General features: G+C 44.5%; 25 protein-coding genes and 1 pseudogene. 11 read left to right on the forward strand and 15 right to left on the reverse strand.

What is annotated here, in order from left to right; genetic code table 11:
• Positions 1-6: 6 nt before the first annotated feature.
• The 7 genes from deoB to ACZ5B7_RS22055 all read right to left on the reverse strand — a co-directional run bounded on the left by deoB (position 7) and on the right by ACZ5B7_RS22055 (position 6,404).
• A complete protein-coding gene (deoB, locus tag ACZ5B7_RS22025) occupies positions 7-1,191 on the reverse strand; it encodes a phosphopentomutase (protein ID WP_464491006.1) in 1,185 nt (394 codons plus the stop codon).
• Positions 1,192-1,455: 264 nt separating this feature from the next.
• Complete coding sequence (gene xerD / locus ACZ5B7_RS22030; RefSeq protein ID WP_464491007.1) at positions 1,456-2,349, reverse strand: site-specific tyrosine recombinase XerD; 894 nt, start codon at positions 2,347-2,349, stop codon at positions 1,456-1,458.
• A gap of 4 nt (positions 2,350-2,353) precedes the next feature.
• Complete coding sequence (locus tag ACZ5B7_RS22035; protein ID WP_213120295.1) at positions 2,354-2,581, reverse strand: YqzK family protein; 228 nt, start codon at positions 2,579-2,581, stop codon at positions 2,354-2,356.
• 112 nt (positions 2,582-2,693) lie between these two features.
• A complete protein-coding gene (gene fur / locus ACZ5B7_RS22040) occupies positions 2,694-3,185 on the reverse strand; it encodes a ferric iron uptake transcriptional regulator (protein WP_423799005.1) in 492 nt (163 codons plus the stop codon).
• Positions 3,186-3,296: 111 nt separating this feature from the next.
• On the reverse strand, positions 3,297-3,938 hold the full coding sequence (gene spoIIM, locus ACZ5B7_RS22045; protein ID WP_464491008.1) for a stage II sporulation protein M: 642 nt from the start codon (positions 3,936-3,938) through the stop codon (positions 3,297-3,299).
• A 748-nt stretch (positions 3,939-4,686) separates the two neighbouring features.
• Positions 4,687-5,853: an endonuclease Q family protein gene (locus tag ACZ5B7_RS22050; RefSeq protein WP_464491009.1), complete on the reverse strand. Its 1,167-nt coding sequence runs from the start codon at positions 5,851-5,853 to the stop codon at positions 4,687-4,689.
• Positions 5,853-6,404, reverse strand: coding sequence for an NUDIX domain-containing protein (locus ACZ5B7_RS22055; RefSeq protein ID WP_464491010.1), 552 nt, complete (start codon positions 6,402-6,404; stop codon positions 5,853-5,855). Before ACZ5B7_RS22055 ends, ACZ5B7_RS22050 begins: the two co-directional genes overlap by 1 nt.
• 74 nt (positions 6,405-6,478) lie before the next feature.
• Here ACZ5B7_RS22055 and mciZ point away from each other — a divergent pair, with 74 nt between their 5' ends.
• Both mciZ and ACZ5B7_RS22065 read left to right on the forward strand, forming a co-directional pair.
• Positions 6,479-6,610 carry a Z-ring formation inhibitor MciZ gene (gene mciZ, locus ACZ5B7_RS22060; protein ID WP_423799009.1) on the forward strand — a complete coding sequence of 44 codons (132 nt, stop codon included), beginning with the start codon at positions 6,479-6,481 and terminating at the stop codon, positions 6,608-6,610.
• Between the two features lie 64 nt (positions 6,611-6,674).
• On the forward strand, positions 6,675-7,586 hold the full coding sequence (locus ACZ5B7_RS22065; RefSeq protein ID WP_464491011.1) for an aldo/keto reductase: 912 nt from the start codon (positions 6,675-6,677) through the stop codon (positions 7,584-7,586).
• A 474-nt stretch (positions 7,587-8,060) separates the two neighbouring features.
• Here the strand turns inward: ACZ5B7_RS22065 and ACZ5B7_RS22070 are convergent, their stop codons facing one another.
• On the reverse strand, positions 8,061-8,312 hold the full coding sequence (locus tag ACZ5B7_RS22070) for a YqkE family protein (RefSeq protein ID WP_464491012.1): 252 nt from the start codon (positions 8,310-8,312) through the stop codon (positions 8,061-8,063).
• 106 nt (positions 8,313-8,418) lie between these two features.
• Complete coding sequence (locus ACZ5B7_RS22075) at positions 8,419-9,606, reverse strand: acetyl-CoA C-acetyltransferase (protein WP_464491013.1); 1,188 nt, start codon at positions 9,604-9,606, stop codon at positions 8,419-8,421.
• Between the two features lie 127 nt (positions 9,607-9,733).
• On the opposite strand from ACZ5B7_RS22075, the gene ACZ5B7_RS22080 reads away from it, so the two are divergent.
• From ACZ5B7_RS22080 to ACZ5B7_RS22090, 3 genes are all read left to right on the forward strand, one after another.
• A complete protein-coding gene (locus tag ACZ5B7_RS22080) occupies positions 9,734-10,639 on the forward strand; it encodes a hydroxymethylglutaryl-CoA lyase (RefSeq protein WP_464491014.1) in 906 nt (301 codons plus the stop codon).
• 61 nt (positions 10,640-10,700) lie between these two features.
• Positions 10,701-10,841: a hypothetical protein gene (locus ACZ5B7_RS22085; protein ID WP_464491015.1), complete on the forward strand. Its 141-nt coding sequence runs from the start codon at positions 10,701-10,703 to the stop codon at positions 10,839-10,841.
• 88 nt (positions 10,842-10,929) lie between these two features.
• Positions 10,930-11,850 carry an alpha/beta hydrolase gene (locus ACZ5B7_RS22090; protein ID WP_464491016.1) on the forward strand — a complete coding sequence of 307 codons (921 nt, stop codon included), beginning with the start codon at positions 10,930-10,932 and terminating at the stop codon, positions 11,848-11,850.
• A gap of 21 nt (positions 11,851-11,871) precedes the next feature.
• Here the strand turns inward: ACZ5B7_RS22090 and ACZ5B7_RS22095 are convergent.
• Positions 11,872-12,198: pseudogene (locus ACZ5B7_RS22095) on the reverse strand (iron-sulfur cluster biosynthesis family protein).
• A 150-nt stretch (positions 12,199-12,348) separates the two neighbouring features.
• Here ACZ5B7_RS22095 and ACZ5B7_RS22100 point away from each other — a divergent pair.
• Positions 12,349-12,555: a CDGSH iron-sulfur domain-containing protein gene (locus tag ACZ5B7_RS22100; RefSeq protein WP_213120283.1), complete on the forward strand. Its 207-nt coding sequence runs from the start codon at positions 12,349-12,351 to the stop codon at positions 12,553-12,555.
• Positions 12,556-12,597: 42 nt separating this feature from the next.
• Here the strand turns inward: ACZ5B7_RS22100 and ACZ5B7_RS22105 are convergent, their stop codons facing one another.
• The gene (locus ACZ5B7_RS22105; RefSeq protein WP_213144954.1) at positions 12,598-12,933 is read right to left on the reverse strand and encodes a YolD-like family protein; all 336 of its coding nucleotides are present in this window, start codon (positions 12,931-12,933) and stop codon (positions 12,598-12,600) included.
• A gap of 110 nt (positions 12,934-13,043) precedes the next feature.
• Positions 13,044-14,303, reverse strand: a complete 1,260-nt coding sequence (locus ACZ5B7_RS22110; protein ID WP_464491017.1) for a Y-family DNA polymerase — start codon at positions 14,301-14,303, stop codon at positions 13,044-13,046.
• A 159-nt stretch (positions 14,304-14,462) separates the two neighbouring features.
• Here ACZ5B7_RS22110 and ACZ5B7_RS22115 point away from each other — a divergent pair, with 159 nt between their 5' ends.
• The gene (locus ACZ5B7_RS22115; protein ID WP_464491018.1) at positions 14,463-14,654 is read left to right on the forward strand and encodes a YqzH family protein; all 192 of its coding nucleotides are present in this window, start codon (positions 14,463-14,465) and stop codon (positions 14,652-14,654) included.
• A gap of 35 nt (positions 14,655-14,689) precedes the next feature.
• Here the strand turns inward: ACZ5B7_RS22115 and ACZ5B7_RS22120 are convergent, their stop codons facing one another.
• Positions 14,690-15,484, reverse strand: a complete 795-nt coding sequence (locus ACZ5B7_RS22120) for an SDR family NAD(P)-dependent oxidoreductase (RefSeq protein WP_464491019.1) — start codon at positions 15,482-15,484, stop codon at positions 14,690-14,692.
• A gap of 35 nt (positions 15,485-15,519) precedes the next feature.
• On the reverse strand, positions 15,520-16,482 hold the full coding sequence (locus ACZ5B7_RS22125) for an MBL fold metallo-hydrolase (protein ID WP_464491020.1): 963 nt from the start codon (positions 16,480-16,482) through the stop codon (positions 15,520-15,522).
• 489 nt (positions 16,483-16,971) lie between these two features.
• Between ACZ5B7_RS22125 and proC the strand changes: the two genes are divergently transcribed.
• The 3 genes from proC (at position 16,972) to namA (ending at position 20,117) form a co-directional block, all read left to right on the forward strand.
• Entirely contained in the window at positions 16,972-17,811 is an 840-nt protein-coding gene (gene proC / locus ACZ5B7_RS22130) for a pyrroline-5-carboxylate reductase (protein WP_464491021.1), read from the forward strand.
• A gap of 62 nt (positions 17,812-17,873) precedes the next feature.
• The gene (locus ACZ5B7_RS22135) at positions 17,874-19,022 is read left to right on the forward strand and encodes a glycosyltransferase family 2 protein (protein WP_464491022.1); all 1,149 of its coding nucleotides are present in this window, start codon (positions 17,874-17,876) and stop codon (positions 19,020-19,022) included.
• A 75-nt stretch (positions 19,023-19,097) separates the two neighbouring features.
• Complete coding sequence (namA, locus tag ACZ5B7_RS22140) at positions 19,098-20,117, forward strand: NADPH dehydrogenase NamA (RefSeq protein ID WP_464491023.1); 1,020 nt, start codon at positions 19,098-19,100, stop codon at positions 20,115-20,117.
• A 19-nt stretch (positions 20,118-20,136) separates the two neighbouring features.
• On the opposite strand, the gene rnz is transcribed toward namA, so the two are convergent.
• Positions 20,137-21,078, reverse strand: coding sequence for a ribonuclease Z (gene rnz, locus ACZ5B7_RS22145; RefSeq protein ID WP_464491024.1), 942 nt, complete (start codon positions 21,076-21,078; stop codon positions 20,137-20,139).
• Positions 21,079-21,246: 168 nt separating this feature from the next.
• On the opposite strand from rnz, the gene zwf reads away from it, so the two are divergent.
• Positions 21,247-22,743, forward strand: coding sequence for a glucose-6-phosphate dehydrogenase (gene zwf, locus ACZ5B7_RS22150; protein WP_464491025.1), 1,497 nt, complete (start codon positions 21,247-21,249; stop codon positions 22,741-22,743).
• The last annotated feature ends 10 nt before the right edge of the window (positions 22,744-22,753 follow it).

Here is a 22,753-nt window from a genome sequence, read left to right on the forward strand (position 1 = left end):
ATTTCATTATTTCAATTCGTTTAAGAAGCTTTTCCCATAGTTCGGCATTTTCACGTTAAAGTTCTCAGCAACTGTTGCGCCTACATCGGCAAAGGTATCACGTAAAGGAAGTTCACGGCCCGCTTGTTTACCTTTTGAGTAGACAAGAAGTGGCACATATTCACGGGTATGGTCTGTTCCAGGGGCGACAGGGTCATTTCCATGGTCCGCCGTAATAATTAACAGGTCATCTTCCTTCATTTTGGCGAATACCTCAGGAAGTCGGGCATCATATTCCTCCAGGGCACGCCCATACCCTTCCGGATCACGGCGGTGGCCATACAGGGCATCAAAGTCAACTAGATTTAAAAAGCTGATGCCTGTGAAGTCCATATCAAAGGTTTCAACCAATTTATCCATCCCATCCATATTCGAAACCGTTCTTAATGATTTGGTTACACCTTCACCATCAAAAATATCGGATATTTTTCCAATTGCTATCACATCAAAGCCGGTATCCTTTAATTCACTCATGACGGTTCTGTCAAAAGGCTTTAAGGCATAGTCATGGCGGTTCGGCGTCCGTTTAAAACTGCCCGGTTCTCCAACAAACGGTCGGGCAATGACTCTCCCAACCATATATTTCTCATCCAGGGTTAGTTCACGGGCTATTTTACAAATACGATATTGCTCCTCAATCGGAATAATTTCTTCATGGGCCGCAATTTGCAGGACGGAATCGGCCGATGTATAGACGATTAATGCACCTGTTTTCATATGCTCCTCGCCGAGTTCATCGATGATTGCCGTTCCGCTTGCCGGTTTATTGCCGATGACCTTTCTTCCTGTCCGCTGTTCAAGATCCGAAACAAGCTCCTCTGGAAAACCATCCGGGAAGACGCGGAATGGTGTCTTGATATTTAAACCCATGATTTCCCAATGCCCCGTCATGGTATCTTTCCCATTGGAGGCTTCCTTCATTTTTGTATAAAAGGCAAGAGGTTTTTCCACCTTTTGAATTCCTTTTAGTTCACGAATATTACTCAGACCTAGCTTCCCCATATTGGGCATGTTGAGCCCATTCATTTTTTCCGCGATATGTCCAAGCGTATCGGCCCCCTTGTCGCCGAATTTTTCGGCATCAGGGGCTTCACCAATACCTACGGAGTCCATTACGACAATAAAAATACGTTTATATGTATTAGCCGTCATTTTACTCTTTTCCTCCTTAATTGTTCAACGGATATGGCCGCCTGTTAACTGGCCACACAGCATTGACAACGTTTTCACATATTCTAAAAAAGAAACAATTCACAACAATATGTTGTCCTATTTAGGCTCTATTACTCTAAAAAGCAGCCGAGCATTCGTCGGAAGTCTGACCTCTTTTATTTTACTAAATGCAGGGAAAATTACAAGGAAAAAGCTGCCCGTTTTTTCGGCAGCTTATGACATTTGTATGACTCTATCAATCTATTAAGCTCTCGGATGAAATTTCCGATAAACATCAGTTAAACGAGGCTTCGTAACTTGAGTATAAATTTGTGTTGTCGAGATATCGGCATGGCCGAGCATTTCCTGGACGGCCCTTAAATCAGCCCCATTTTCAACCAAGTGGGCTGCAAAGGAATGACGCAGTGTGTGCGGTGTTAGCTCTTTATCAATACCTGCTTCAAGCGCCAATTTCTTTAAAATCTTCCAAAAGCCCTGACGAGAGAGGCGCTTTCCTTGATGATTTAAAAATAAGGCATTATCAGCATGTTTTAAGGAGACAAAATGGGGTCTACCCTGGTCAAGATAGTGTTTGACGGCATCGGCAGCCGTTTTGCCAATTGGGATGATCCTCTCTTTATCCGCTTTGCCCCTGCAGCGGATAAACCCCATCGTCAATTGGACATGCTCGATATCCAAGTCAATCAGCTCGCTGACGCGAATTCCTGTTGCATAAAGAAGCTCAAGCATAGCCTTGTCTCTTAAACCATAATGATCATTGGCTTTAGGAGTATCTAACAGCTGTTCCACTTCCTTTAGGGTTAACACCTTCGGAAGCGACCGTTCCATTCGCGGTGTTTCAATCTGCACGGTAGGGTCATCCTCAACCACTTTACTTCTTAATAAAAACTGATGAAATGCGCGAATGGAAGCAATGTGTCTTGCCAATGTCTTAGCAGACTTCCCCTGCTCCTTCAAAAACTCCAAAAAATGAATGATATGTACCCGCTGGACATCATTTAATGAAGGAATCAGTTCTACCTTGTTTAAATAGTCCAGGTAGCTTTTTAAATCGCGCTCATATGACAGCAATGTATTTAGGGCCAGTCTTTTTTCAACGCCCATATATTGCTTGAATTCCTGTAAATGCTGTTCCATTGCCTTACTCCCCATTTAAATAAAAAAATATCAGCCGGTCTACTAGAGAAGAATCGCTTTCGCTCATTGTATTTGAGACCTTAAGCGCCGTTCCTTCGGGTTCGTCGTAGCGGTGATAGTTTTGATATTCTTCAGATACCCACATGATACCATAATAAAAAAGAATCGTGCACCCTGTGAATATGATAAATACCTTTACGGTTTGCAGAATGATTTTCATAAAAGAGAGCATGTCACGTTCCCCCAAAATAGTTTTCTATTAACAAGGTATGCCAAAATGGACAGGTTTTATACCTTGCTGCATCAGGTTTTCGCATGCTCATAAAAAAAAGAAAAAGCCCTTTTCATTCAAAGGACTGTTTGATTTTATGCTGTTTGGGTTGTTCTTCATCTTTGACTTTATCCTGGCAGCGATGGCAGATACCATGAAAGGTAAGACGATGGTCTTTTATTTTAAAATTCCATCTCTTTTCTACCACTGCTTCGACATCTTCAAGTAAGTCCTCCTGAATTTCACTAACAGCACCACATTCGATACAAACAAGGTGGTGGTGAAAATGGGCAGCACCTTCCTGACGAAGGTCATAACGGGAGACACCGTCACCAAAATTTATTTTATCGACAATTTTTAACTCCGTTAATAATTCTAAAGTCCGGTAAACAGTTGCCAAGCCTATTTCAGGCGATTTTTCTTTAACGAGGAGGTACACATCTTCCGCGCTTAAATGATCCTCTTCATTTTCCAATAAAACTCTGACGGTTGCTTCACGCTGAGGTGTTAGCTTATAACTTGCTGAATGCAACTGCTTCTTTATTCTCTCAATTCTAGTTTCCATCCTGAAGCCCCTCCCACGCCACTGTTAATTCACATTATAACAGATAGGGAAGGAGATTCAAAATAAAATTATTATAAAGTGGGGTTTATATATATTATTATTTAATAATAATTATATACTAATTGAGGTAATCATAGTTTTCATCAACCATGGCGATAAATATGCTTCAACAACTGACGCCGCTGAAATAAACACGACCGCCGCGATGAGGGCGAAAATATATCCCTTCAATAAAGGCGCTAAAGGCTTTGCATACTGCTTCATAAATTGCTTCTTAATCATTCTCAATGAAAAAATGACTGACAAGGCCGCCATGATAATAAAGACTGGGATGATAATCAAGTTTTGCGGCAGAATCGAGGAGACTGCCAGCAAAAACCCTTTCCAGCCCATTTGGCTGACAAGGAACCCAACTGTAAAGCCTACCACCATTCCTTTGACAAACAGAAGAATGAGAATAACAGGAAGCCCGATAATGGAAATTCCCAGAATCCAAATTAATCCTATGAATTTACTATTATGAAGGAAGCTTTGCAAGAACAAATCGCTGTTCTCGCCTGCGTTTTCTGTGGAGACTTGTCCAAAGAACTGCGATAAATAATAGAATAAATCTTCCTTTTGCGTAAAGCTCATACTATTGACGACGATTGCGCCAAAAATAACCCCCATAAAAAACAGGACAACAATAAATAAGAAAATTGAGGAATGCTCACGGAAACTTACTGCATTGGATGGGTACAAACGTTTTTTCATTTGCGGTTCCTCCTGGCATTTGCTAATGATTAATACATTCTATGCCAGTCTAGTTTTTCTATGATTAAAATTGATAGATTCCATAAAAAATTCAGTTTTTTAATTAGAAAAACTATTTTATAACTTTAACAGCCAAAATTCTTAAGGTATTTGTGCTGATAGAACTTTTTATAACAACCGGGTATATGTATTTTTAGACATTCGGTAGTTATGAGCCCTTCATAACGACCGAGCGCTTGGTCTTTTCAGCCGTTCCGGCGTTATAAGCCCTTCATAACGACCGAGCGCTTGGTCTTTTCTGCCGTTCGGGTGTTATGAGATCTTCTATAACGACCGGGCACTTAGTCTTTTCAGCCGTTCGGGCGTTATGAGACCTTCATAACGACCGAGCGCTTGGTCTTTTCTGCCATTCGGTCGTTATGAACCCTTCATAACGACCGGGCACTTGGTCTTTTCAGCCGTTCGGGTGTTATGAGATCTTCTATAACGACCGGGCACTTAGTCTTTTCGGCCGTTCGGGCGTTATGAGACCTTCATAACGACCGAGCGCTTGGTCTTTTCTGCCATTCGGTCGTTATGAACCCTTCATAACGACCGGGCGCTTAGTTTTTTCAGCCGTTCGGCGTTATGTGCTCCCCATAACGACCGAACACTTCATTTTTTCAATCGTTCGAGCGTTATGAATCCTTCATAAAAGAGAGTTCGCCTATTGGCGAGCTTAATAGATAGTTCATATGCGCTGTCGCAGTTATTGATCCGCAATTTTTCCGTACTTTCCCCCGCCGCCAGCTGCAAGATTTATTTTTCCTTCACGTGCTTTCATAATCAAGTCCGCAATTTTCTCAGGAACGACCTCTTTTAATGCTTCAAAAGGAACCTCGTGTAAAATGGCCATTTCGCTTCCGAAGTGGTTGACGAGTTTTTCCAGCATGCGCGGTCCCAGGCCGGGGATAAATTCGAGCGGTACCTGATGAACATAAGGCGGGCGTCCGGGCGGGCTCGTTTCGGCAGTTTTTAGTTCAAGGATTCGGTCAGCCACTCCTTTAATGATTTTGCTATGACCACACAAATCACAAATTTGGTCATCTTCCTGAAGCGGATTCAGACACTCGGCGCAAACGGTTTTATGGTATTTGCCGAGCAGTGGGTCCAGACCGAAGTTAGCAATTACTTTACGCCCATCCTCACCCTTTAAGGCCTTATATAGTTCTTTAAAGGTTGGTTCCTCCATCGCCACCACCTGATACTCACGGGCAATTTTTGCCAGAGAATGGGCATCCGAGTTAGTCACAAACGTATAATTGTGCAGTTCGCCTAACTGGTCAGCCATTTGTGTGTCGGAGCTTAGGCCCAGCTCAATACCGTCAATCTTGTTGGGGTCGAGAACCTCTGCGAGAGACTTTTTAACCCCTTTTCCATATAGGCTTTTAAAAGGTGTAAAAACATGAGCCGGAATAAAAATGCCGCCCATTTCTTTGATCTTTTTCTGCAGCTCCATGCCGGTGATATAAATCCTTTGCGAGCTGAGCTGGATATTTTTCAAATGGCCCGACAGCCAATTAGAAAAATCCCTCATAACAGCGAGTGTTGGGAAGTAGCAAAGAAGATGAATCGGGCCGTGGCAGTTTTCATCATAAATTTCCAATTCCGAGCCCGGAATGACGGTCAAATCGCCAAATATCAAGCCCCCATCCTCATGCTCGTAAACCTCTCCACTTTGAATTAAGCTCTCCATTTCCAAAATGACTTCTGGAGAATGGCTGTCAATGATTCCGACCATGTTTAGCCCTTTTACATGGCGTGCATGTTCAATAATATTTGTAAATGTAAGAGATTTGGCGCCGGTTATTTTAACAGGCTTGCCCGTCCAGGTCCGGCCAATATGAATATGTAAATCCACATAATAGCGGTTCATTATTTATTCAACGCCTCTTGTAGTTGTAAGTATTGGACTGCGTAAATCGTTTTTGCGTCATAAATCTTTTGTTCTTTCACATATTGAAGGGCTTCTTCCAGCGTCAATTCTTCCAAATTGACAAACTCATCCTCATCAAGGGCTGCGGAATCTTCTTTTTTCGTTAAGCCTTTTGCGAGATAAACATGGACAATTTCATCGGCAAAGCCCGGCGAGGTAAAAAAAGATGTAAGCAACTCAAGGCTTTCGCACACGTAGCCGGTCTCTTCCTCCAATTCCCGGCGGGCGCAGCTGGCCGGTTCTTCGCCTTTTTCAAGCTTGCCAGCAGGAATTTCCACGATGGTTCGTTCTAGTGCTTTACGATATTGCTCGACCATGATGATTTTATTTTCAGGGGTGAGGGCTAAAATGGCTACCGCCCCTGGATGCTTGATAATTTCCCGCTTGGATGTTTTTCCGTTCGGCAGTTCCACTTCCTGTAAGTGAAGGCTGATGATTTTCCCTGAAAAGATTTCTTCGCTTTTAAGTGTTTTTTCCTCAAGCTTGCTCATTATCGTCAACTCCTGTTCTAGTCCGGTTCATTCACGTCATACATTTTACCATACTTGATTGGGAGGCGTATGGGATGAAGGTGTATGTGCATGAAAAGGGGATTATCCTTGTCGGCAAAGGCTGGGAAGTACTGCAAAAGCTAAAGGAATATCGGAAAGAGTTTGAGAATGTTTCCGACTGGGTGCAAAACGTCAAGCCAAAATAGATCCTGTTGTTTGTAGTCTCCCCCGTTCTTGATTAAAATTATAGAAAGATGAGGGGGGATTTTTTTGAAGAAGCGAAGGTTGGGCAGATCTGACTTGTATGTGACGGAACTTGGACTTGGCTGTATGTCAATTGGAACTGATGAAAAAGCGGCTCAAGAAATTATTGAAGCGGCTCTTGAGGAAGGGATCAATTATTTCGATACTGCGGATTTATATGATTTTGGGGTTAACGAAGAAATTGTCGGGAAGACGTTGAAAAGTGTCCGCGAAAAGGTGATTATCGCTACGAAGGTCGGGAACCGATGGAAGCCGGATCATTCTAGCTGGACGTGGGACCCCTCGAAGGTCTATATCAAAGAAGCGGTGAAAAATAGTTTAAAACGGCTCGGAACAGATTATATTGATCTCTATCAATTACATGGCGGCACGATTGATGACCCGATTGATGAAACAATAGAAGCGTTTGAGGAACTAGTTTCTGAAGGAGTGATCCGCTATTACGGAATTTCCTCAATCCGTCCGAATGTCATCCGTGAATATGTGGAGACATCACATATTGTATCGGTGATGATGCAGTACAGTATCCTTGACCGCCGTCCGGAGGAAGAGGCATTGCCGCTATTGGCTGAACATGGCGTGGGCGTTGTCACACGCGGACCGCTGGCCAAAGGGCTGTTGAGTGACAAGCTGCTAAACAAGGCTTCAGGGAAAGGGTATCTCGATTATAGTTTAGATGAATTGAGTGAGGTTTTGCCTCATTTGAAGGAAAAAGTGGGGGCAGGCCGTTCATTTACAGAAGTTGCGTTGCAGTATAATCTAGCTAATCCTGCGGTCGCCTCGGTTGTGGCGGGTGCGAGCCGCGTGGAACAGATTCGAAGCAATGCTGCTGCGGTTAGAAGTCAGCCGTTGACCGATGAGGAGGTTGCGGTGATTAAAGAGTTGACTAAGGGTAGTGTTTATTTGGAGCATCGGTAATTCTTTTTTTTGAGGGGATGTGCCAGAGGGTTAATAGCTACCCTACCTTTGACATTTCCGGAGTTTCAGGCACCAATAAGGCTTATTAGTTACCCAACTTTTGAAATCTATCGGGTTTCGGGCGCCAATAAGGCTTATTGGTTACCTAACCTTTGAAATCTACCTAGTTCCAGGCACCAATAAGGCTTATTGGTTACTTACCCTTTGAAATCTACCGAGTTCCAGGCACCAATAAGGCTTATTGGTTACCTAGCCTTTGAAATATACGGAGTTTCGGGCGCCTATAAGGCTTATTGGTTACTTAACCTTTGAAATATACGGAGTTTCAGGCACCCATAAGGCTTATTGGTTACCTAACCTTTGAAATATACGGAGTTTCAGGCACCAATAAAGCTTATTGGTTACCCAACTTTTTACATTTTCGGAGCTTTGGGCACCAATAGCACATCCGAATTTTCAAATTGATATTTCTTTCTATTTAAATTCCTTCCAATTCATGCCGCTCTCATTTAACAGCTCTTCAAAGGATTTGTTCTTTTCTTTCAATCTTCTTTCTTCCCGTTTTCTCTGCTCTTCTTCCTCGCGTTTTCTATCTTCTTCTGCCTTGAGCTGCTCCTGCTGCTCTTTTAACTTTTTTATTAAATCGGGATTCATCATGTCTTTAAGCGTTACAGCAGCTTCGTCTTTTTTCGGCTGACGTTTAGGTTGTTGTTGTTTTTTCTTCATAGGTTTGATGCTCCTTCAAAAACTACTTTTATTCCATTATACAACCTACCATTTCGAAAATCATATAAAAAGCAGGCTCCCTCTTAGGTCAGCCTGCTTTACTCTATTACGCCATTTCCACGACTGTTGCCACTCCTTGGCCGCCGCCAATACACAGTGTGGCAAGTCCTAACTTGGCATCTCTCCGCTTCATCTCATGGATAAGTGTAACCAAAATTCGCGCCCCACTTGCACCAATCGGATGCCCAAGTGCAATCGCACCGCCGTTTACATTCAAGATTTCCTTGTTAAAGTGAAGCTCACGGTCTACAGCCAGCGACTGTGCCGCAAAGGCTTCGTTCGCTTCAATCAACTCTAACTGCTCCAAAGAAACGGCCGCCTTTTCCAATGCCTTCTTAACCGCAGGAACTGGCCCGATACCCATGATGCTCGGATCCACTCCAGCGCTGGCATTTGCCTTAATCGTTACAAGCGGCTTCAAGCCTAGTTCATCCGCCTTTTTTCTGCTCATTACCACTAAAGCTGCTGCGCCGTCATTAATACCAGATGCATTTCCCGCTGTTACCGTACCGTCCTTTTTAAACGCAGGACGCAGTCCAGCCAATTTTTCCACAGTGGTACCCTTTTTCGGATATTCATCCACGGCAAATACAACCGGCTCCCCTTTTCGCTGCGGAATCACAACCGGAACGATTTCCTCTTTAAACCGTCCTTCTTCTATCGCCTTCACTGCTTTTTCCTGACTCCATGCGGAAAATTCTTCCTGCTCTTCTCTTGTAATCGAATATTTTTCCGCTAGGTTTTCCGCTGTGATCCCCATATGATAGTCATTGAATACACAAGTAAGTCCGTCTGATGTCATCGTGTCCACCAGCTTTTGGTCACCCATTTTAAAGCCTTCGCGGGCATTTTTTAATATGTACGGTGCCTGACTCATATTCTCCATTCCGCCGGCGACCACAATTTCCGCATCTCCTGCCAAAATAGCTTGTGCCGCTAAGTGCACAGCTTTTAAACCTGATCCGCACACTTTGTTAATAGTCATCGAGGAAACAGTTTCTGGGATTCCTGCTTTAAACGCCGCCTGCCTAGCCGGGTTTTGCCCAAGGCCAGCCTGAAGGACATTCCCCATAATCACTTCATCGACCTGCTCCGGTTTGACGCCTGCCTTCTGAAGTGCCTCCTTGATGACAACTCCTCCTAACTCAGGTGCACTTACACTTTTTAATCCACCATTAAAACTTCCAAGCGCGGTTCTGACAGCGCTAACAATTACAACTTCGGTTTGACTCATGTACTCTCCCCCTTATGGAATTTCTCACCTTATTTTAACACAGAAAATTACCATTTTTGTTAAAATTCTTGCTTTTAAAAAATCAACCCCGTTACAATGGAATTATGACAGGACGAGGGGGAACGGAATGCTGACTTTACCGAAAAAAGCAACCATTATTGAGGTTGGGCCGCGCGACGGCCTGCAAAATGAAAAATTGTTTGTGCCGACAGAAATTAAGAAACAATTTATTGCTGCCTTAAGAAACGCGGGACTTAAAGAAATGGAACTGACCTCCTTTGTTTCGCCGAAGTGGGTGCCGCAAATGGGCGATGCAGCGGAAATTGTGGCCGACAGCCTTGCTGATACAACTAGAAATATTGTCCTCGCTCCAAACCGCCGGGGAATCGACCGGGTCTACTCCACCGATTGTCAAGCCGTCGCTGTTTTTGTCGGCGTTAGCAATACGTTTAATCAAAAAAATATCAACAAATCAACTGTTGACAGCATGACTGAATTAAAACCGATTATTAAAGAGCTTAAGGAAAAAAATTATTTTGTCCGTGCCTGCATTTCAACCGCTTTTTATTGCCCATATGAGGGTAAAATTGAAGAGGAAGAAACATTGAAGCTATGCCGTGAATTTGTCGAGGCCGGTGCCGATGAACTAAGCGTTGCCGATACGATTGGAATGGCCGCGCCACACGAAGCCTACTCGTTATTTTCAAAAATTAATGCGGAGTTTAAAGAAACCCTTATTACTGCCCACTTCCATGACACCAGAAAACTTGGGCTGGCTAATATCCTTGCTTCTCTCCAAGCAGGCGTAGACCGTTTTGATACATCTGCCGGCGGGCTGGGCGGATGCCCATTTGCCCCAGGTGCAAGCGGAAATACAGCAACAGAGGATGTCGTCTACATGCTCGAGCGGATGGGAATAGATACAGGAATTGATCTCCAAAAGCTTGTCGATGCCATTGAAATCGTCCGTCCCCATATCTCCAGGGAAATCACAAGCGGCTATTTCAGTCTTAATAGCCAAACCGTCTCGTGAATAAATGCCCCTGTGTTTAAGCATCTTATAGATGATAAGACCATTGAAGGGAGATTTGTTCATGAGCCAAAAGCGCGATAAAGGAAACAGCATGCAAGGGAAAAACTACGCAGACACTAAAGGAGGCGGCAAGCGGATGATTGCTGCAGAAGAAATGGAAAAAGCCCTTCATCCGACAAAGCGCCAAAACGCAGAATCATAATCATGCCTTTCATTCAAAGCCGCCCATTAGATGCCGCGGCTTTTCTTATGTTAAAATATGGATTACCAACCATCTGGAGGTGCCAAGTTTGAAGAAGGCCTTTCGAACCCTGTTTATTTTGTTATTTTTTTGGCTCGCGATCGGTTTGTTTTTTACCAACCGAATCATGTATATGAAGAAGAAGGATGAGGATTTCATTTTAAAGCGGGAAAAGGAGGCGGGCAGGTTCAATCCCGATGAATTTGAGTCCCTGCCTAAACGAGATGTGGATATCCCCTCTCCGTTCGGCTATGCGATTAAAGCCTTGCTAGTGGAACCCCATCAGACCAATCGCTATGTGATCATATCGCACGGCGTAACGGAAAACAAAATGAATTCAGTGAAATACATGAACCTGTTCCTCGAGCGCGGTTTTAATACCCTGATTTACGACCATCGCCGCCACGGGGAATCCGGCGGCAAAACCACGAGCTATGGCCATTACGAAAAATTTGATTTAAAAGCAGTGGTCGACTGGCTGAAACAAGAAAAGGGGTCGGACTTGCTACTCGGGATTCACGGAGAATCGATGGGGGCGGCAACGATGCTGCTGTATGCCGGACTCCTTGAAGATGGGGCCGATTTTTACATTGCAGACTGTCCATTTTCTGACTTTAAAGATCAGGTTGCCCATCTCATTAAAAGGGATTTTAAGATTTTTCCAGGGCTGCTGCTTCCGATTGGGGATGCTTTCCTGCGCCTGCGCGATAAGTATTCCATCCGCCATGTTTCACCGATTTCGGCTATCGAAAACATCAAGCATCCGGTTTTATTTATCCATAGCCAGAAGGATGATTATATTCTGCCATCGATGACCCATGATTTATTCGAACACAAAAAAGGCCCGAAAATGCTTTATATTGCAGAGGAAGGCGTCCACGCCCAATCCTTTAACGAAAACCCAGATGACTATAAACGGGTTGTGGATGAATTTTTGGAAAAATACGTCCTCTATGCCTACCCATGCTAAAAACAGACTGTCCATAATGGATCAGTCTGTTTTTATGACGAGGCTCATCCTTCCGTTCAGGATTTGCTGCGGACTTTTTAACTGAAAGCAATTGCTGGCTGTCGAAAAATCAATTTTCATTTGCTCGTCGAAGAACACCATTTTGTGTTTTTCGATATACACTGGCCTGTCATTCGTTTCAATTTCAACTTCAGTATCGTCTAATTCGCCTGTGAACCACAGAGCGGCAACACCACTGACTGCTCAGCCACAGCCATCCGTATCGTATTTAAGCTGTAAATAGCCTTCACGTCCCGCTGTCCGCTCATTGATTTTTTTGGCAGCCTCTTCGGTTATGATGATTTCCACGTTTAACACTCTCCTCATTTAGGCATATGATGATTGTAGCATATGTTGGTTTGGGCTGTTTTTATTTTGCTCGCCGCCATTTGGTTGCATTTCCCTATTAAACCAGTTATTCTCATGGATAATAGAATATTTTTTAAAGGAGTGCTTCGGATGTCAAAGGTTACAATTAAAGTTAACGATAATGGGTCACTTAGAATTACAGGCGATGTGGAATTGTTGGATGGCGAGGGGAATGTGTATACAACAAAACCTTCCTTTTCTCTTTGCCGGTGCGGAATGAGTAAAAACAAACCTTTCTGCGATGGTTCGCATAAAGGAAATTTCGAGTCTCAGGTTCGGGTGCCTAAGGAAGAATAAATAAGGTGAAAAAAGAGCGGCTTTCTAGTTGGAGTCGCTCTTTTATATGTCCGTCATTCGAACGTCGGCAATAGTATCGATGGGAATTCGATGTACTTCTTGAAAGCGGTCAATCACATGCAGCCTGTGCGCGATTTCGTTCCAATAATGGATTTTTCCAATGACAATTTCATAATTTCGGTTCCGATAATGGGTAATTGTCACGTACTGGTCAAATTCGATGGCTTCTGCCAAGATTTCGTTCATGAGCTCAAGCTGCTGCTCATCCATTTCTTTCTGCTGTTCATACTGATCTTCCTTCACCCAATCCCTGAGCATTTTCACATGCTCAGGCAGCATCATCGACGTCCATTTAATTCTGCCACGGTCGCGAATCATTTGCCTCGCCTTCTTTCTCTAGTCTTTATTCGCGGATAGCGTCTTTTTACTTGCGGATAAGCCCTTCTTACTTGCGGATAATCCGCTTTTACTTGCGCAAACCAGTTATTTTACATCTTATGCCCGCCCACAAGCGTGGCCCGGTGCTTGGCAGTTCCTCCAGCGGTATAGGAAACAGCACGCAGGAGAGAGCCCGGGCCAAAGCGTCTGCGGACGGAATCAACAACATAGCCCAGCTCACGTCGTTTATAAGCACCTTGGTCAAACAGATCAATCTGAAGCTCGCAGTCGTCCTCAATATTGCTAAGCGCAATGGAAATCTGCCGGACGGTTTTGCCGTTATAGTGCTCGTGAAATAGTTCGAGGCAGACGCGGTAAAGGTCCATCGTCACATTAGTCGGCTGCTGAACGGTTCTCGAGCGGTTAAAGCCGCCGCCGAATTCATCCTGGCTGTAGCTGACGCCAAGGCTGACTGTCCGCCCCGCCTTCCACCTTGTTCTCGCTCGCTTGGCAACCTCCTCGCACATCTCCAAAATGACATGTTTAATTTCCTCTTCGTCTTTATAATCCCGCAGCAGGATTTGGCTTTTTCCAAAGCTGATCTGCCCCTCGATAATCGGCGCGCCCAAATCGGAAAGGTCGACTCCCCAGGCATGATGATAAAGCTGATTGCCCATGATACCGAATTTCTTCTCCAGCTGTTCTAAGTCATAGCGAGCAAGCTGACCGACTGTGAAAATGCCCATGCCGTTGAGCGTTTTTTCAACCCGCCTGCCGATTCCCCACATTTCCCGAAGCGGCGACACCTTCCAAAGTTTTGTCTGCACATCATCATAGGTCCACTCGGCAACCCCGTGTTTCTTAGCCTCTAAATCAAGGCAGAGCTTTGCCAGCAGCATATTGGGGCCGATTCCGACCGCGCATGGGAGCTGGAATTCCCGCTCAATATCGTCCTTTATTTTTTTTGCAATCGTCTGGGCATCACCCCACAAATGCAGAGCGCCGTCCACTTTAATAAAGCTTTCATCGACGCTGTAGGTGTGAATAGCTTCTTTTGGAACATAGCGGTTAAAGACGCGGGAGATTTCTGTTGAAATACGTAAATAAGTGGCCATTTTCGGTTCGACCAGCCGAATGCGCGGATCGTTTGGAATTTCAAATAGCCGTGAGCCCGTCTTGATGCCAAATTCTTTTTTCAATCTTGGGGAAGCGGCAAGCACGACGCTCCCCTGCCGTTCTTTGTCGCCGACAATCGCAATATAACAATCCAGCGGGTCAAGCCCCTCCATGACAGCCGAACAGCTGGCATAAAAGCTCTTCATGTCGACACATAAAATTTTATTGTGCGGTAACGTGTTGTAATCAACCATGATTATCCCTCACAGTTTCAAGATTCGAACATTTGTTCTTTAATATTATATCTATTATCTTAAGCGAATATGCGTTCGTATTCAATGGAAATTTTTTAAGGCTTACCAAATATGGCTAAGGTGCAAAAAAGCGATATAATGAAGGTGAGGTGCATGTGAATGGATAAAAAGCTGATTGTGAAAATGATCAGGAATTGTTTTAAACAGTATTATGAGGCGGATTCTTCACCGATTGGCGATAAAGAGTTGGAGGAGTTGGTTACTCGGATTCTGAAAGCGAAAGACGAAGACCCCACTGCCGATTTATATGAGGTTGTAAATGATATGGTGTATGATTATTTAACTGGCTAAAATAGAAAAAGCCCCTAATAAAATAGAGGCTAAAACTACTTCTTATTCAGCATCTTCTTCCCAATCCGCTCAAACAACCGCGGAAACAGTACATAAACCACGCTGCCCATGTTCATCCAGCGCGGCAGGTTGATTTCCCGCGTTTTTGTCAGCATGCTGTCAACGACTTTCTGGGCCACATACTCCGGCTGGAGCATGAATTTTTGGACGTTTTTTACATAGGTGCCCTGTTCATCGGCGATGTTAAAAAAGTTCGTGGCAATCGGGCCTGGATTCACCGAGGTTACCTGAATGTTGTAGTCATCAAGCTCCATCCTTAATGCATTCGTATAGCCAAGCACCGCATGCTTAGTAGCCGAATAAACACTCGATTTCGGGGTGGCAATTTTTCCAGCCTGAGAAGCGATGTTGATAATATGACCAAATCGTCTCTCACGCATCCTAGGCAAGACCATGCTCGTGCACGCCATCAGCCCGACAACATTCACCTCAAACATGCCCTTTACTTCATCAATCGATGCCTCATGGGCTTCACGAAAAACACCAAACCCGGCATTATTGACAAGAATGTCGACACGGCCGAATCCCTCAAAAATTTGCTCAAAAACCTTCTTAACTCGATCCGTATCCGCTACATCCAGCTGAAACACTTCAACCTTGGCAGAATACCTTTTTTCAAGCTCTATCATAAGCTGCTGGAGCTTATCGATGCTCCTAGCCAATAAAACGAGATTGGCGCCGCTCGCGGCACAAAGTTTCGCAATTTCCGCTCCAATTCCACCGGAAGCACCAGTTATGACAATATTTTTATCCTTCAATCTTCCGTTCATCAATAAAACACCTCATCAGGGTCATCCCACCCGCCTTAAAGATTGGCGTAATAAAGAACGGGATGAGTATCTTTACTACTAATTTCTCCGATGGATGCCAAATAGTCAAGCTGGGCGACGGTTTCCGATATCGTCAGCATCAATTCACGTTTATAAACAGTCGGGAATAGCCGTTTGCAGATTTCAAAAACGGTCAGCTGTTCTTCCTTCAGCCAGCTGTTGACCGTCATCGCCCGTTCATGCTGGCGGATAAGCCGTTTCTCAACAAGCTCTGCTAATTCGTAGACATCTTCGCCGTGCCCGGATTTTACCACCTGAATCGGATACGACAGCAATTTTTGCATCGAACGATTATGCTGCAGCTGAGGCTTTGGCCGCTCCTTTTCCCCTGGTCCCGGCGGTTCGAGCAATGGATTTGGGGATATATGAGCGATGATCAAATCGCCGCCAATCAGAACGCCATCCTTTTCCCGATAAAGGGCAATCTGGCTCTGGGCGTGCCCTGGTGTTTCAATGACCTGCCATTCCGACAGGCCCAGCGGTCTCATCCCTTCCACAAGCTGCCCAGTCAACGGACGATTGCATAAGAATTTATGGCCTTCCCTGAAAAAAGATGTCAACGGAAAATACTCATTTGGCAGCCCAAACTCTTCAAACAGTTCTTTGAAAAATGCCTCTTGTTCCTGTAAAAATGTTTCCGTTGGTTGAATCCAGCGCTCATTTAACGGATGACCGTACACATCAAGTTCGTCTGGAAAAAAATCAAGCAGACCGCAATGGTCCGGATGGTGATGGGTAAGGATTACCTGTTCAATATTTTCCGGCTGCAATCCTAATTCAGCCAGCTGCTGCGTAAGGGAGTTCCATGCTTTTTCGGTTTTCGGTCCTACATCTACTAGGGTCAGCCGTTCCCCTTTTATTAAATATACATTGACATCCCCGACTGGAAATGGGGTCGGCAGTGACATTTTGGCAACGCCGTCTTTCCATTCTGTCATCTAAAAAACTCCTAACGTTATTTTTGAATAAAGAATAATTATGCATGAAGTATGATAGTTATGTATTGTCTTATAATAAAATAAAGTGTACCGATTTTTTTTACCATTGTCATTATTTTTACATAACTTTTTCGAAAAAACAAAAAATTGGCAAATTTATCTCTTGACAGACAAGCCATTTTTCCTGCATAATCACTATTAAAATTTGATTCGTTGACATGCAATGAGTAAGGCCAGTAGATGGAAAACGGCGAAAGAGAGTGAAGTCCGGAGGCTGAAAGACTTCACCGCCCTCTTGAACATCGAACCTACCTTATGAGCATTTAGGCAAACCTAACGTATCCCGGCGTTAACGGTGTTGAGTAAGCCCAACTGCGAAAAATAGCAGCCGGGCAAATGAAGGTGGTACCACGGAAGCTAAGACCTTTCGTCCTTTACGGATGAAGGGTCTTTTTTATTTTATTCACGGTGAAAAGGGGGAATTTTTTCATGAAAAAGATGGCGATTATCGGTGCGGGTTCGATGGCGGAAGCCCTTATTTCAGGAATTCTGGAAAATGGTTTAATGGACCGGAGAAATGTTTGGGTGACCAACAACTCAAACCAAGAAAGATTAAATAACTTGGAGAATCGTTATGGTGTTGTTGGAACGTACGATTTAAATGCTCTTTTTTCAGAGGCGGACATTGTCATGCTGGCGATGAAACCGAAGGATGCAGCGAGTGCAATCGATTATATTCGTGACCATCTGCGTGGTGAAATGCTGATTGTATCCGTTCTTGCAGGTGTTTCGACGGAATCAATTGAAGCGCTCGCCGGAAAGCCACTATCCATTGCAAGGGCAATGCCAAATACATCGGCAGCAGTCGGGAAATCCGCAACGGCGATTGCCGTTAATGCTCGTGTTTCAGAGGAACAGCTTGAAACAGCCCGACAGCTTTTCGGAACCGTCGGATTGGCGGAGTTTGTAGAGGAAGTCCAGCTTGATGCGGTAACAGGCCTGTCCGGAAGTGGCCCAGCCTATATTTATTACTTAATTGAAACGATGGAAAAAAGCGCGGTTGAAATCGGCCTGGAAAAAGAAATGGCGAAGCAGCTGATTGTGCAGACGTTAATCGGCGCCGCAGAAATGGTCAAAAACTCTTCCAAATCACCGGAGCAATTACGCCGGGAAGTGACAAGCCCTGGCGGAACCACTGAGGCAGGCATTCGTGTCCTTGAGGAAAACGGCGTGCAGCAAGCGTTCATTTCCTGTATTAAAGCGGCGGCAGCCCAATCTAAAAGAATGGGAGATGCCTTGTGCAGTCAGCTACAGGTTGGGAAACGTTAGGAAGAGACTTTTTTAAAATTTTGGTAAACTAAGAGTAAGACGCAAAACAAAGGATTGTGGAAATGGAAAACATACTTATTCTATTGTTTTCATTAGGCCTCTTCGTTTGGCTTGTTTTTCTCTTAGATGCCATAATCGGCTTAAGAAAATTAGATTCGTTAGAAGATGAGGAGCCTCTTGATTGGGGGCCATTATTATCGGTCGTTGTCGCGGCTCGGAATGAAGAGGAACATATTAAAGCAAGTATTTTAAGTCAGCTTGAACAGACCTATAAAAATGTCGAGTGGATCCTGGTGAACGATCGCTCCACTGATGAAACCGGAAAATCAATGGAGCAATTGGCACACCAGGATTCAAGAATAAAGGTCATCCATGTTCACGACCTTCCCGATGGCTGGCTTGGCAAGAACCACGCCTTATTCACTGGTGCGCAAATTGCACAAGGTAAATGGCTGTTGTTCACCGATGCTGATATCAAATACGAAAAAGAAGCATTCGCCAAGGCGCTCCATTATGCAGAAAAGCACCAGCTTGACCATTTAACTGCCGCACCGAATTTATCCGCAAAAAGCTTCTGGCTGAAAACCTTCGTCGCCTTTTTCTTGTTTGGGTTTTCCTATTTTAAACGCCCTTGGCTGGCGAATAATCCAAAATCGAAAACCGGAACAGGCATTGGCGCCTTTAACCTAATTTGCAAAGAAGCTTACGAAACATTTGGCACGCATGAACGGATCAAGATGCGGCCCGACGATGACCTGCAGCTGGGAATGCTTTTAAAAAAGGAAGGGTATCGGCAGAGAATTGTAACGGCACTCCAACTAATCGAAGTGGAGTGGTACGGCAGCCTTCATGAAGCTTTCGTTGGTCTCGAAAAAAACACCTTCGCCGGATTAAACTATCGAATCAGTATGGTGTTTTTTGCTATTTTCGGAGTATTCACCACTAATGTTCTCCCTTTTATTACGATTTTTTCCGGAAATAAAACCATTGCCCTGCTTAGTTTAGGAAATATTCTCCTAAGCGGCATTCATTACTCCATGATTATCAGAAGAATGACGGTATTCTCCCCTGCCTTGTTTCTCGTTTTGCCCCTTACCGCCTTATTGTTTATTTATTCCATTATCCGGGCAAGCTGGCTGACCTTCAAACGAGGCGGGATTGTTTGGAGGGGAACAACTTATCCGTTAAGCAAGCTGAGGGATCATGAGTAAGCAGGATTTTTCATGAAATAACCAGTATTTGCTATACTAATAGTGGCTTATTTTTGAAAATTAGGAGGTTCGCAAATGGCAGCAAAATTATTTTCTCCTTACACTGTTAAGGGGGTTACCTTTAAAAATCGGATTGTCATGGCGCCGATGTGCATGTACTCCAGCCATAATGAAGATGGTCATCTGCAAAACTGGCATCGCACCCACTATACATCAAGAGCCGTCGGGCAGGTCGGCCTCATCATTGTCGAGGCAACGGCAGTCAGTCCGGAGGGACGGATTTCGCCGCAGGATTTGGGGATCTGGAACGATGAGCATATCGCAGGCTTCCAGGAGCTTGCCGGGCTTGTTAAAGAACATGGCGCCAAAATTGGCATCCAGCTTGCCCATGCCGGCAGAAAAGCTGTTTTAGAAGGCGAGATATTAGCCCCTTCTGCTATCGCTTTTAACGAAGAATCAAAAACGCCGAAGGAAATGACGAAGGACGATATCGCAGCAACTATTGAAGCCTTTAAAAAAGGAGCAGAACGGGTTAAAAAAGCCGGGTTTGATGTGATTGAAATTCACGGAGCCCATGGCTATTTGATTAATGAATTCTTATCCCCGCTTTCCAATAAACGGACGGACGAATATGGCGGATCTGCCGAAAATCGCTACCGTTTCCTGCGGGAGGTAATTGATGCTGTTAAAACAGTTTGGGACGGACCGCTGTTTGTCCGCGTTTCTGCCCACGATTACCATGAGGATGGGTTAACCCCCGAAGATTATATAACCTTTGGCAATTGGATAAAAGAGCAAGGTGTGGATTTAATTGACGTCAGTTCAGGTGCGGTTGTCCCTGCGCGGATTGATGTCTATCCAGGCTACCAAGTGAAATATTCCGAAACGATTAAATATGGAGCAGACATTCCAACAGGAGCAGTTGGATTGATCACATCACCTCTGCACGCCGAAGAAATTTTGCAAAACGAACGGGCTGACCTGATCTTTTTAGCCCGCGAATTGCTGCGTGATCCATACTGGCCTAGAAAAGCAGCAAAAGAGCTCGGAGTTTCTATCGACGGTCCAAAGCAGTATGAACGCGGCTGGGTTTAAGCAGAAAAGCACTTACCGATTATGGTAAGTGCTTTTCACCTTTTAATGGAATGTTAATTTCCTTAAAGTCCTCGGCAATATCCGTATTTGGAAAGATTTCTGCTGCCTCTTTGACTAATTCCCGCCACGCATGCCGGTCATAACGCGAACTGATATGCGTCAGGCAAAGCTGCTTTGCTTCCGCTTGTTTCGCCACTTCGGCTGCCTGATGGGTCGTCGAATGGAAGTAGTCAAATGCCAGCTGGTCTTCCCCCTTGGCAAACGTTGCTTCATGAACTAACAGGTCTGCCCCTTTAGCCAAGAAAATCGCGTTTTCGCAGAATCTTGTGTCACCAAGAATCGTCACAACCCGGCCCTTTTGGGCTGGTCCGAGAAACTCGTTAGGTTCAATCACCCGCCCGTCTTCAAGCGTAACGGTTTCCCCATCTTTAATTTTTTTAAAAATTGGTCCTGGCTGTACGCCTGCTTCCTTCAATTTATCTGCAAGCAAGGTTCCCGGTCTGTCTTTTTCAGCCACCCGATATCCGTAAGACATAATTCCATGGTCGAGCAGGCGGGCTTCTACCGAAAATTGCTCATCTTCAAAAACAATTCCTTCTTCAATTTCGACCACTTTCAACGGGTACTTTAAATAGGTTTGACTGATAGAAAGACTTATTTGAAGGAAGTCCCGAATCCCTTTCGGTCCGTAAACTGTAACTTCTGTTTCCCCGCCTTGGAAAGACCGGCTCGATAACAGTCCGGGCAATCCATAAATATGGTCGCCATGCAAATGGGTAACGAATATTTTTTCAATTCGCCGCGGTTTGATGGATGTATGTAAGATTTGGTGCTGGGTGGCTTCGCCGGCATCGAACAACCAAACAGAACCGCGCTCCTCCAAGAGCTTGAGGGCAATTGATGTCACATTGCGAAGCTTGGCCGGCATGCCTGCCCCTGTTCCTAAGAAAAAGACATCCACAGTAAAAACTCCTCTCTCTTCCGTACCTGTTTTATTATCGTAACTATATCATAAAGTATAAACCAATGCTTATTTGTTTCCTCCAAAAATGATACATGCTATTTTAGATATTAGCGAAATCTAAGATTATATAAAGGCTATTATCGCTAGGAAAGAGGTTAATACATAATGGATCAAAATCTGTCATCATTAATCATGATTTTTGGAGCAACCGGGGATTTATCCAAACGAAAGCTGTTTCCATCCCTTTATCGATTATATGAACGCGGCCGTTTAGACAAATTTGCCGTGATTGGAATTGCCAGAACCCAGCAGCCGCATGAGAAATTCAAGCAGTCCGTTAAGAATTCTGTCATTGCTGCATTAGGAGAGAAGCCAAACCTTGATGAGTTTGTGTCCCATTTCTACTATCAAAGTCACGATGTGGCGGATTCCAATTCCTATGCCGCTTTAAAAAATCTGGCGGATGAAATAGACGGCCACTACGGCCTTGAAGGCAACCGCATTTTCTATTTGGCCATGGCGCCTGAGTTCTTCGGACCGATTGCGCTTCATTTAAATTCAGACGGCCTTACCGATGTAAAAGGCTACAAGCGGCTTGTCATTGAAAAACCATTTGGACATGACCTTGAATCTGCTAAGGAATTAAACAAGCAAATCAGAACCGCTTTCTCAGAAGAGGAAATTTACCGGATTGACCATTATTTAGGAAAAGAAATGGTCCGCAATATTGAAGTGATCCGCTTCGCTAATGCGATTTTCGAACCGCTTTGGAATAACCGCTATATTTCCAATATTCAAGTGACCTCCAGTGAAACGCTCGGCGTCGAAGAACGGGGCCGCTACTATGAATCAAGTGGCGCCTTACGAGATATGCTGCAAAACCATATGATGCAAATGGTGGCATTGCTTGCAATGGAGCCGCCGATCAAACTGACGACAGATGAAGTTCGCTCTGAAAAGGTTCGTGTCTTCCGGTCACTTCGGTCCATTGAGGGTGAGCAGGTAAAGGATTACTTTGTCCGCGGCCAATATGGCGAGGGTACAATTGGTGATAAGCAGGTTCCAAGGTACCGTGATGAGCCGAATGTAGATATAGAATCCAATACCGAAACCTTTGTCGCCGGGAAAATTATGATTGACAATTTCCGCTGGGCCGGTGTTCCTTTTTACATTCGAACCGGAAAAAGAATGACCGCCAAAACAACCAAAATTGTCGTTCAATTTAAAGACATCCCAATGAATTTATATTATCAGACGGAAAAAATGCTCAATCCAAACCTATTGGTAATTCATATTCAGCCGGAAGAAGGAATCACCCTGCATCTGAATGCAAAAAAAGCCGGCGGCCATTTAGATGCCCAAGAGGTAAAATTGAGCTTTGCCAATACCGGTATTCATGCGATGAACACGCCGGAAGGCTACGAAAAGCTTCTCTACGATTGCATGCGCGGTGATGCCACTAACTTCACCCATTGGGACGAAGTTGCCTACTCGTGGGCGTTCGTAGATAAAATCTCGAAGGTTTGGGAAAGTGAGAAGGCTGCCTATCCAAATTACGAGTCAGGCTCTATGGGGCCGAAAGAGGCAGATGAGCTGCTAGAGAAGGATGGCTTTTTCTGGTGGCCGGTGAACGAAATGTATGTCGATATTTGTAAACAATAAAAATAGAAGC

This window comes from Neobacillus sp. S1115, from assembly GCF_055385565.1.

Coding starts and splice junctions, on each gene's coding strand:
- deoB (WP_464491006.1), bottom strand. CDS start 1,191: ATGACGGCTAATACATATAAACGTATTTTTATTGTCGTAATGGACTCC.
- xerD (WP_464491007.1), bottom strand. CDS start 2,349: ATGGAACAGCATTTACAGGAATTCAAGCAATATATGGGCGTTGAAAAA.
- ACZ5B7_RS22035 (WP_213120295.1), bottom strand. CDS start 2,581: ATGCTCTCTTTTATGAAAATCATTCTGCAAACCGTAAAGGTATTTATC.
- fur (WP_423799005.1), bottom strand. CDS start 3,185: ATGGAAACTAGAATTGAGAGAATAAAGAAGCAGTTGCATTCAGCAAGT.
- spoIIM (WP_464491008.1), bottom strand. CDS start 3,938: ATGAAAAAACGTTTGTACCCATCCAATGCAGTAAGTTTCCGTGAGCAT.
- ACZ5B7_RS22050 (WP_464491009.1), bottom strand. CDS start 5,853: ATGAACCGCTATTATGTGGATTTACATATTCATATTGGCCGGACCTGG.
- ACZ5B7_RS22055 (WP_464491010.1), bottom strand. CDS start 6,404: ATGAGCAAGCTTGAGGAAAAAACACTTAAAAGCGAAGAAATCTTTTCA.
- mciZ (WP_423799009.1), top strand. CDS start 6,479: ATGAAGGTGTATGTGCATGAAAAGGGGATTATCCTTGTCGGCAAAGGC.
- ACZ5B7_RS22070 (WP_464491012.1), bottom strand. CDS start 8,312: ATGAAGAAAAAACAACAACAACCTAAACGTCAGCCGAAAAAAGACGAA.
- ACZ5B7_RS22075 (WP_464491013.1), bottom strand. CDS start 9,606: ATGAGTCAAACCGAAGTTGTAATTGTTAGCGCTGTCAGAACCGCGCTT.
- ACZ5B7_RS22080 (WP_464491014.1), top strand. CDS start 9,734: ATGCTGACTTTACCGAAAAAAGCAACCATTATTGAGGTTGGGCCGCGC.
- ACZ5B7_RS22085 (WP_464491015.1), top strand. CDS start 10,701: ATGAGCCAAAAGCGCGATAAAGGAAACAGCATGCAAGGGAAAAACTAC.
- ACZ5B7_RS22100 (WP_213120283.1), top strand. CDS start 12,349: ATGTCAAAGGTTACAATTAAAGTTAACGATAATGGGTCACTTAGAATT.
- ACZ5B7_RS22105 (WP_213144954.1), bottom strand. CDS start 12,933: ATGATTCGCGACCGTGGCAGAATTAAATGGACGTCGATGATGCTGCCT.
- ACZ5B7_RS22110 (WP_464491017.1), bottom strand. CDS start 14,303: ATGGTTGATTACAACACGTTACCGCACAATAAAATTTTATGTGTCGAC.
- ACZ5B7_RS22115 (WP_464491018.1), top strand. CDS start 14,463: ATGGATAAAAAGCTGATTGTGAAAATGATCAGGAATTGTTTTAAACAG.
- ACZ5B7_RS22120 (WP_464491019.1), bottom strand. CDS start 15,484: ATGAACGGAAGATTGAAGGATAAAAATATTGTCATAACTGGTGCTTCC.
- ACZ5B7_RS22125 (WP_464491020.1), bottom strand. CDS start 16,482: ATGACAGAATGGAAAGACGGCGTTGCCAAAATGTCACTGCCGACCCCA.
- proC (WP_464491021.1), top strand. CDS start 16,972: ATGAAAAAGATGGCGATTATCGGTGCGGGTTCGATGGCGGAAGCCCTT.
- ACZ5B7_RS22135 (WP_464491022.1), top strand. CDS start 17,874: ATGGAAAACATACTTATTCTATTGTTTTCATTAGGCCTCTTCGTTTGG.
- namA (WP_464491023.1), top strand. CDS start 19,098: ATGGCAGCAAAATTATTTTCTCCTTACACTGTTAAGGGGGTTACCTTT.
- zwf (WP_464491025.1), top strand. CDS start 21,247: ATGGATCAAAATCTGTCATCATTAATCATGATTTTTGGAGCAACCGGG.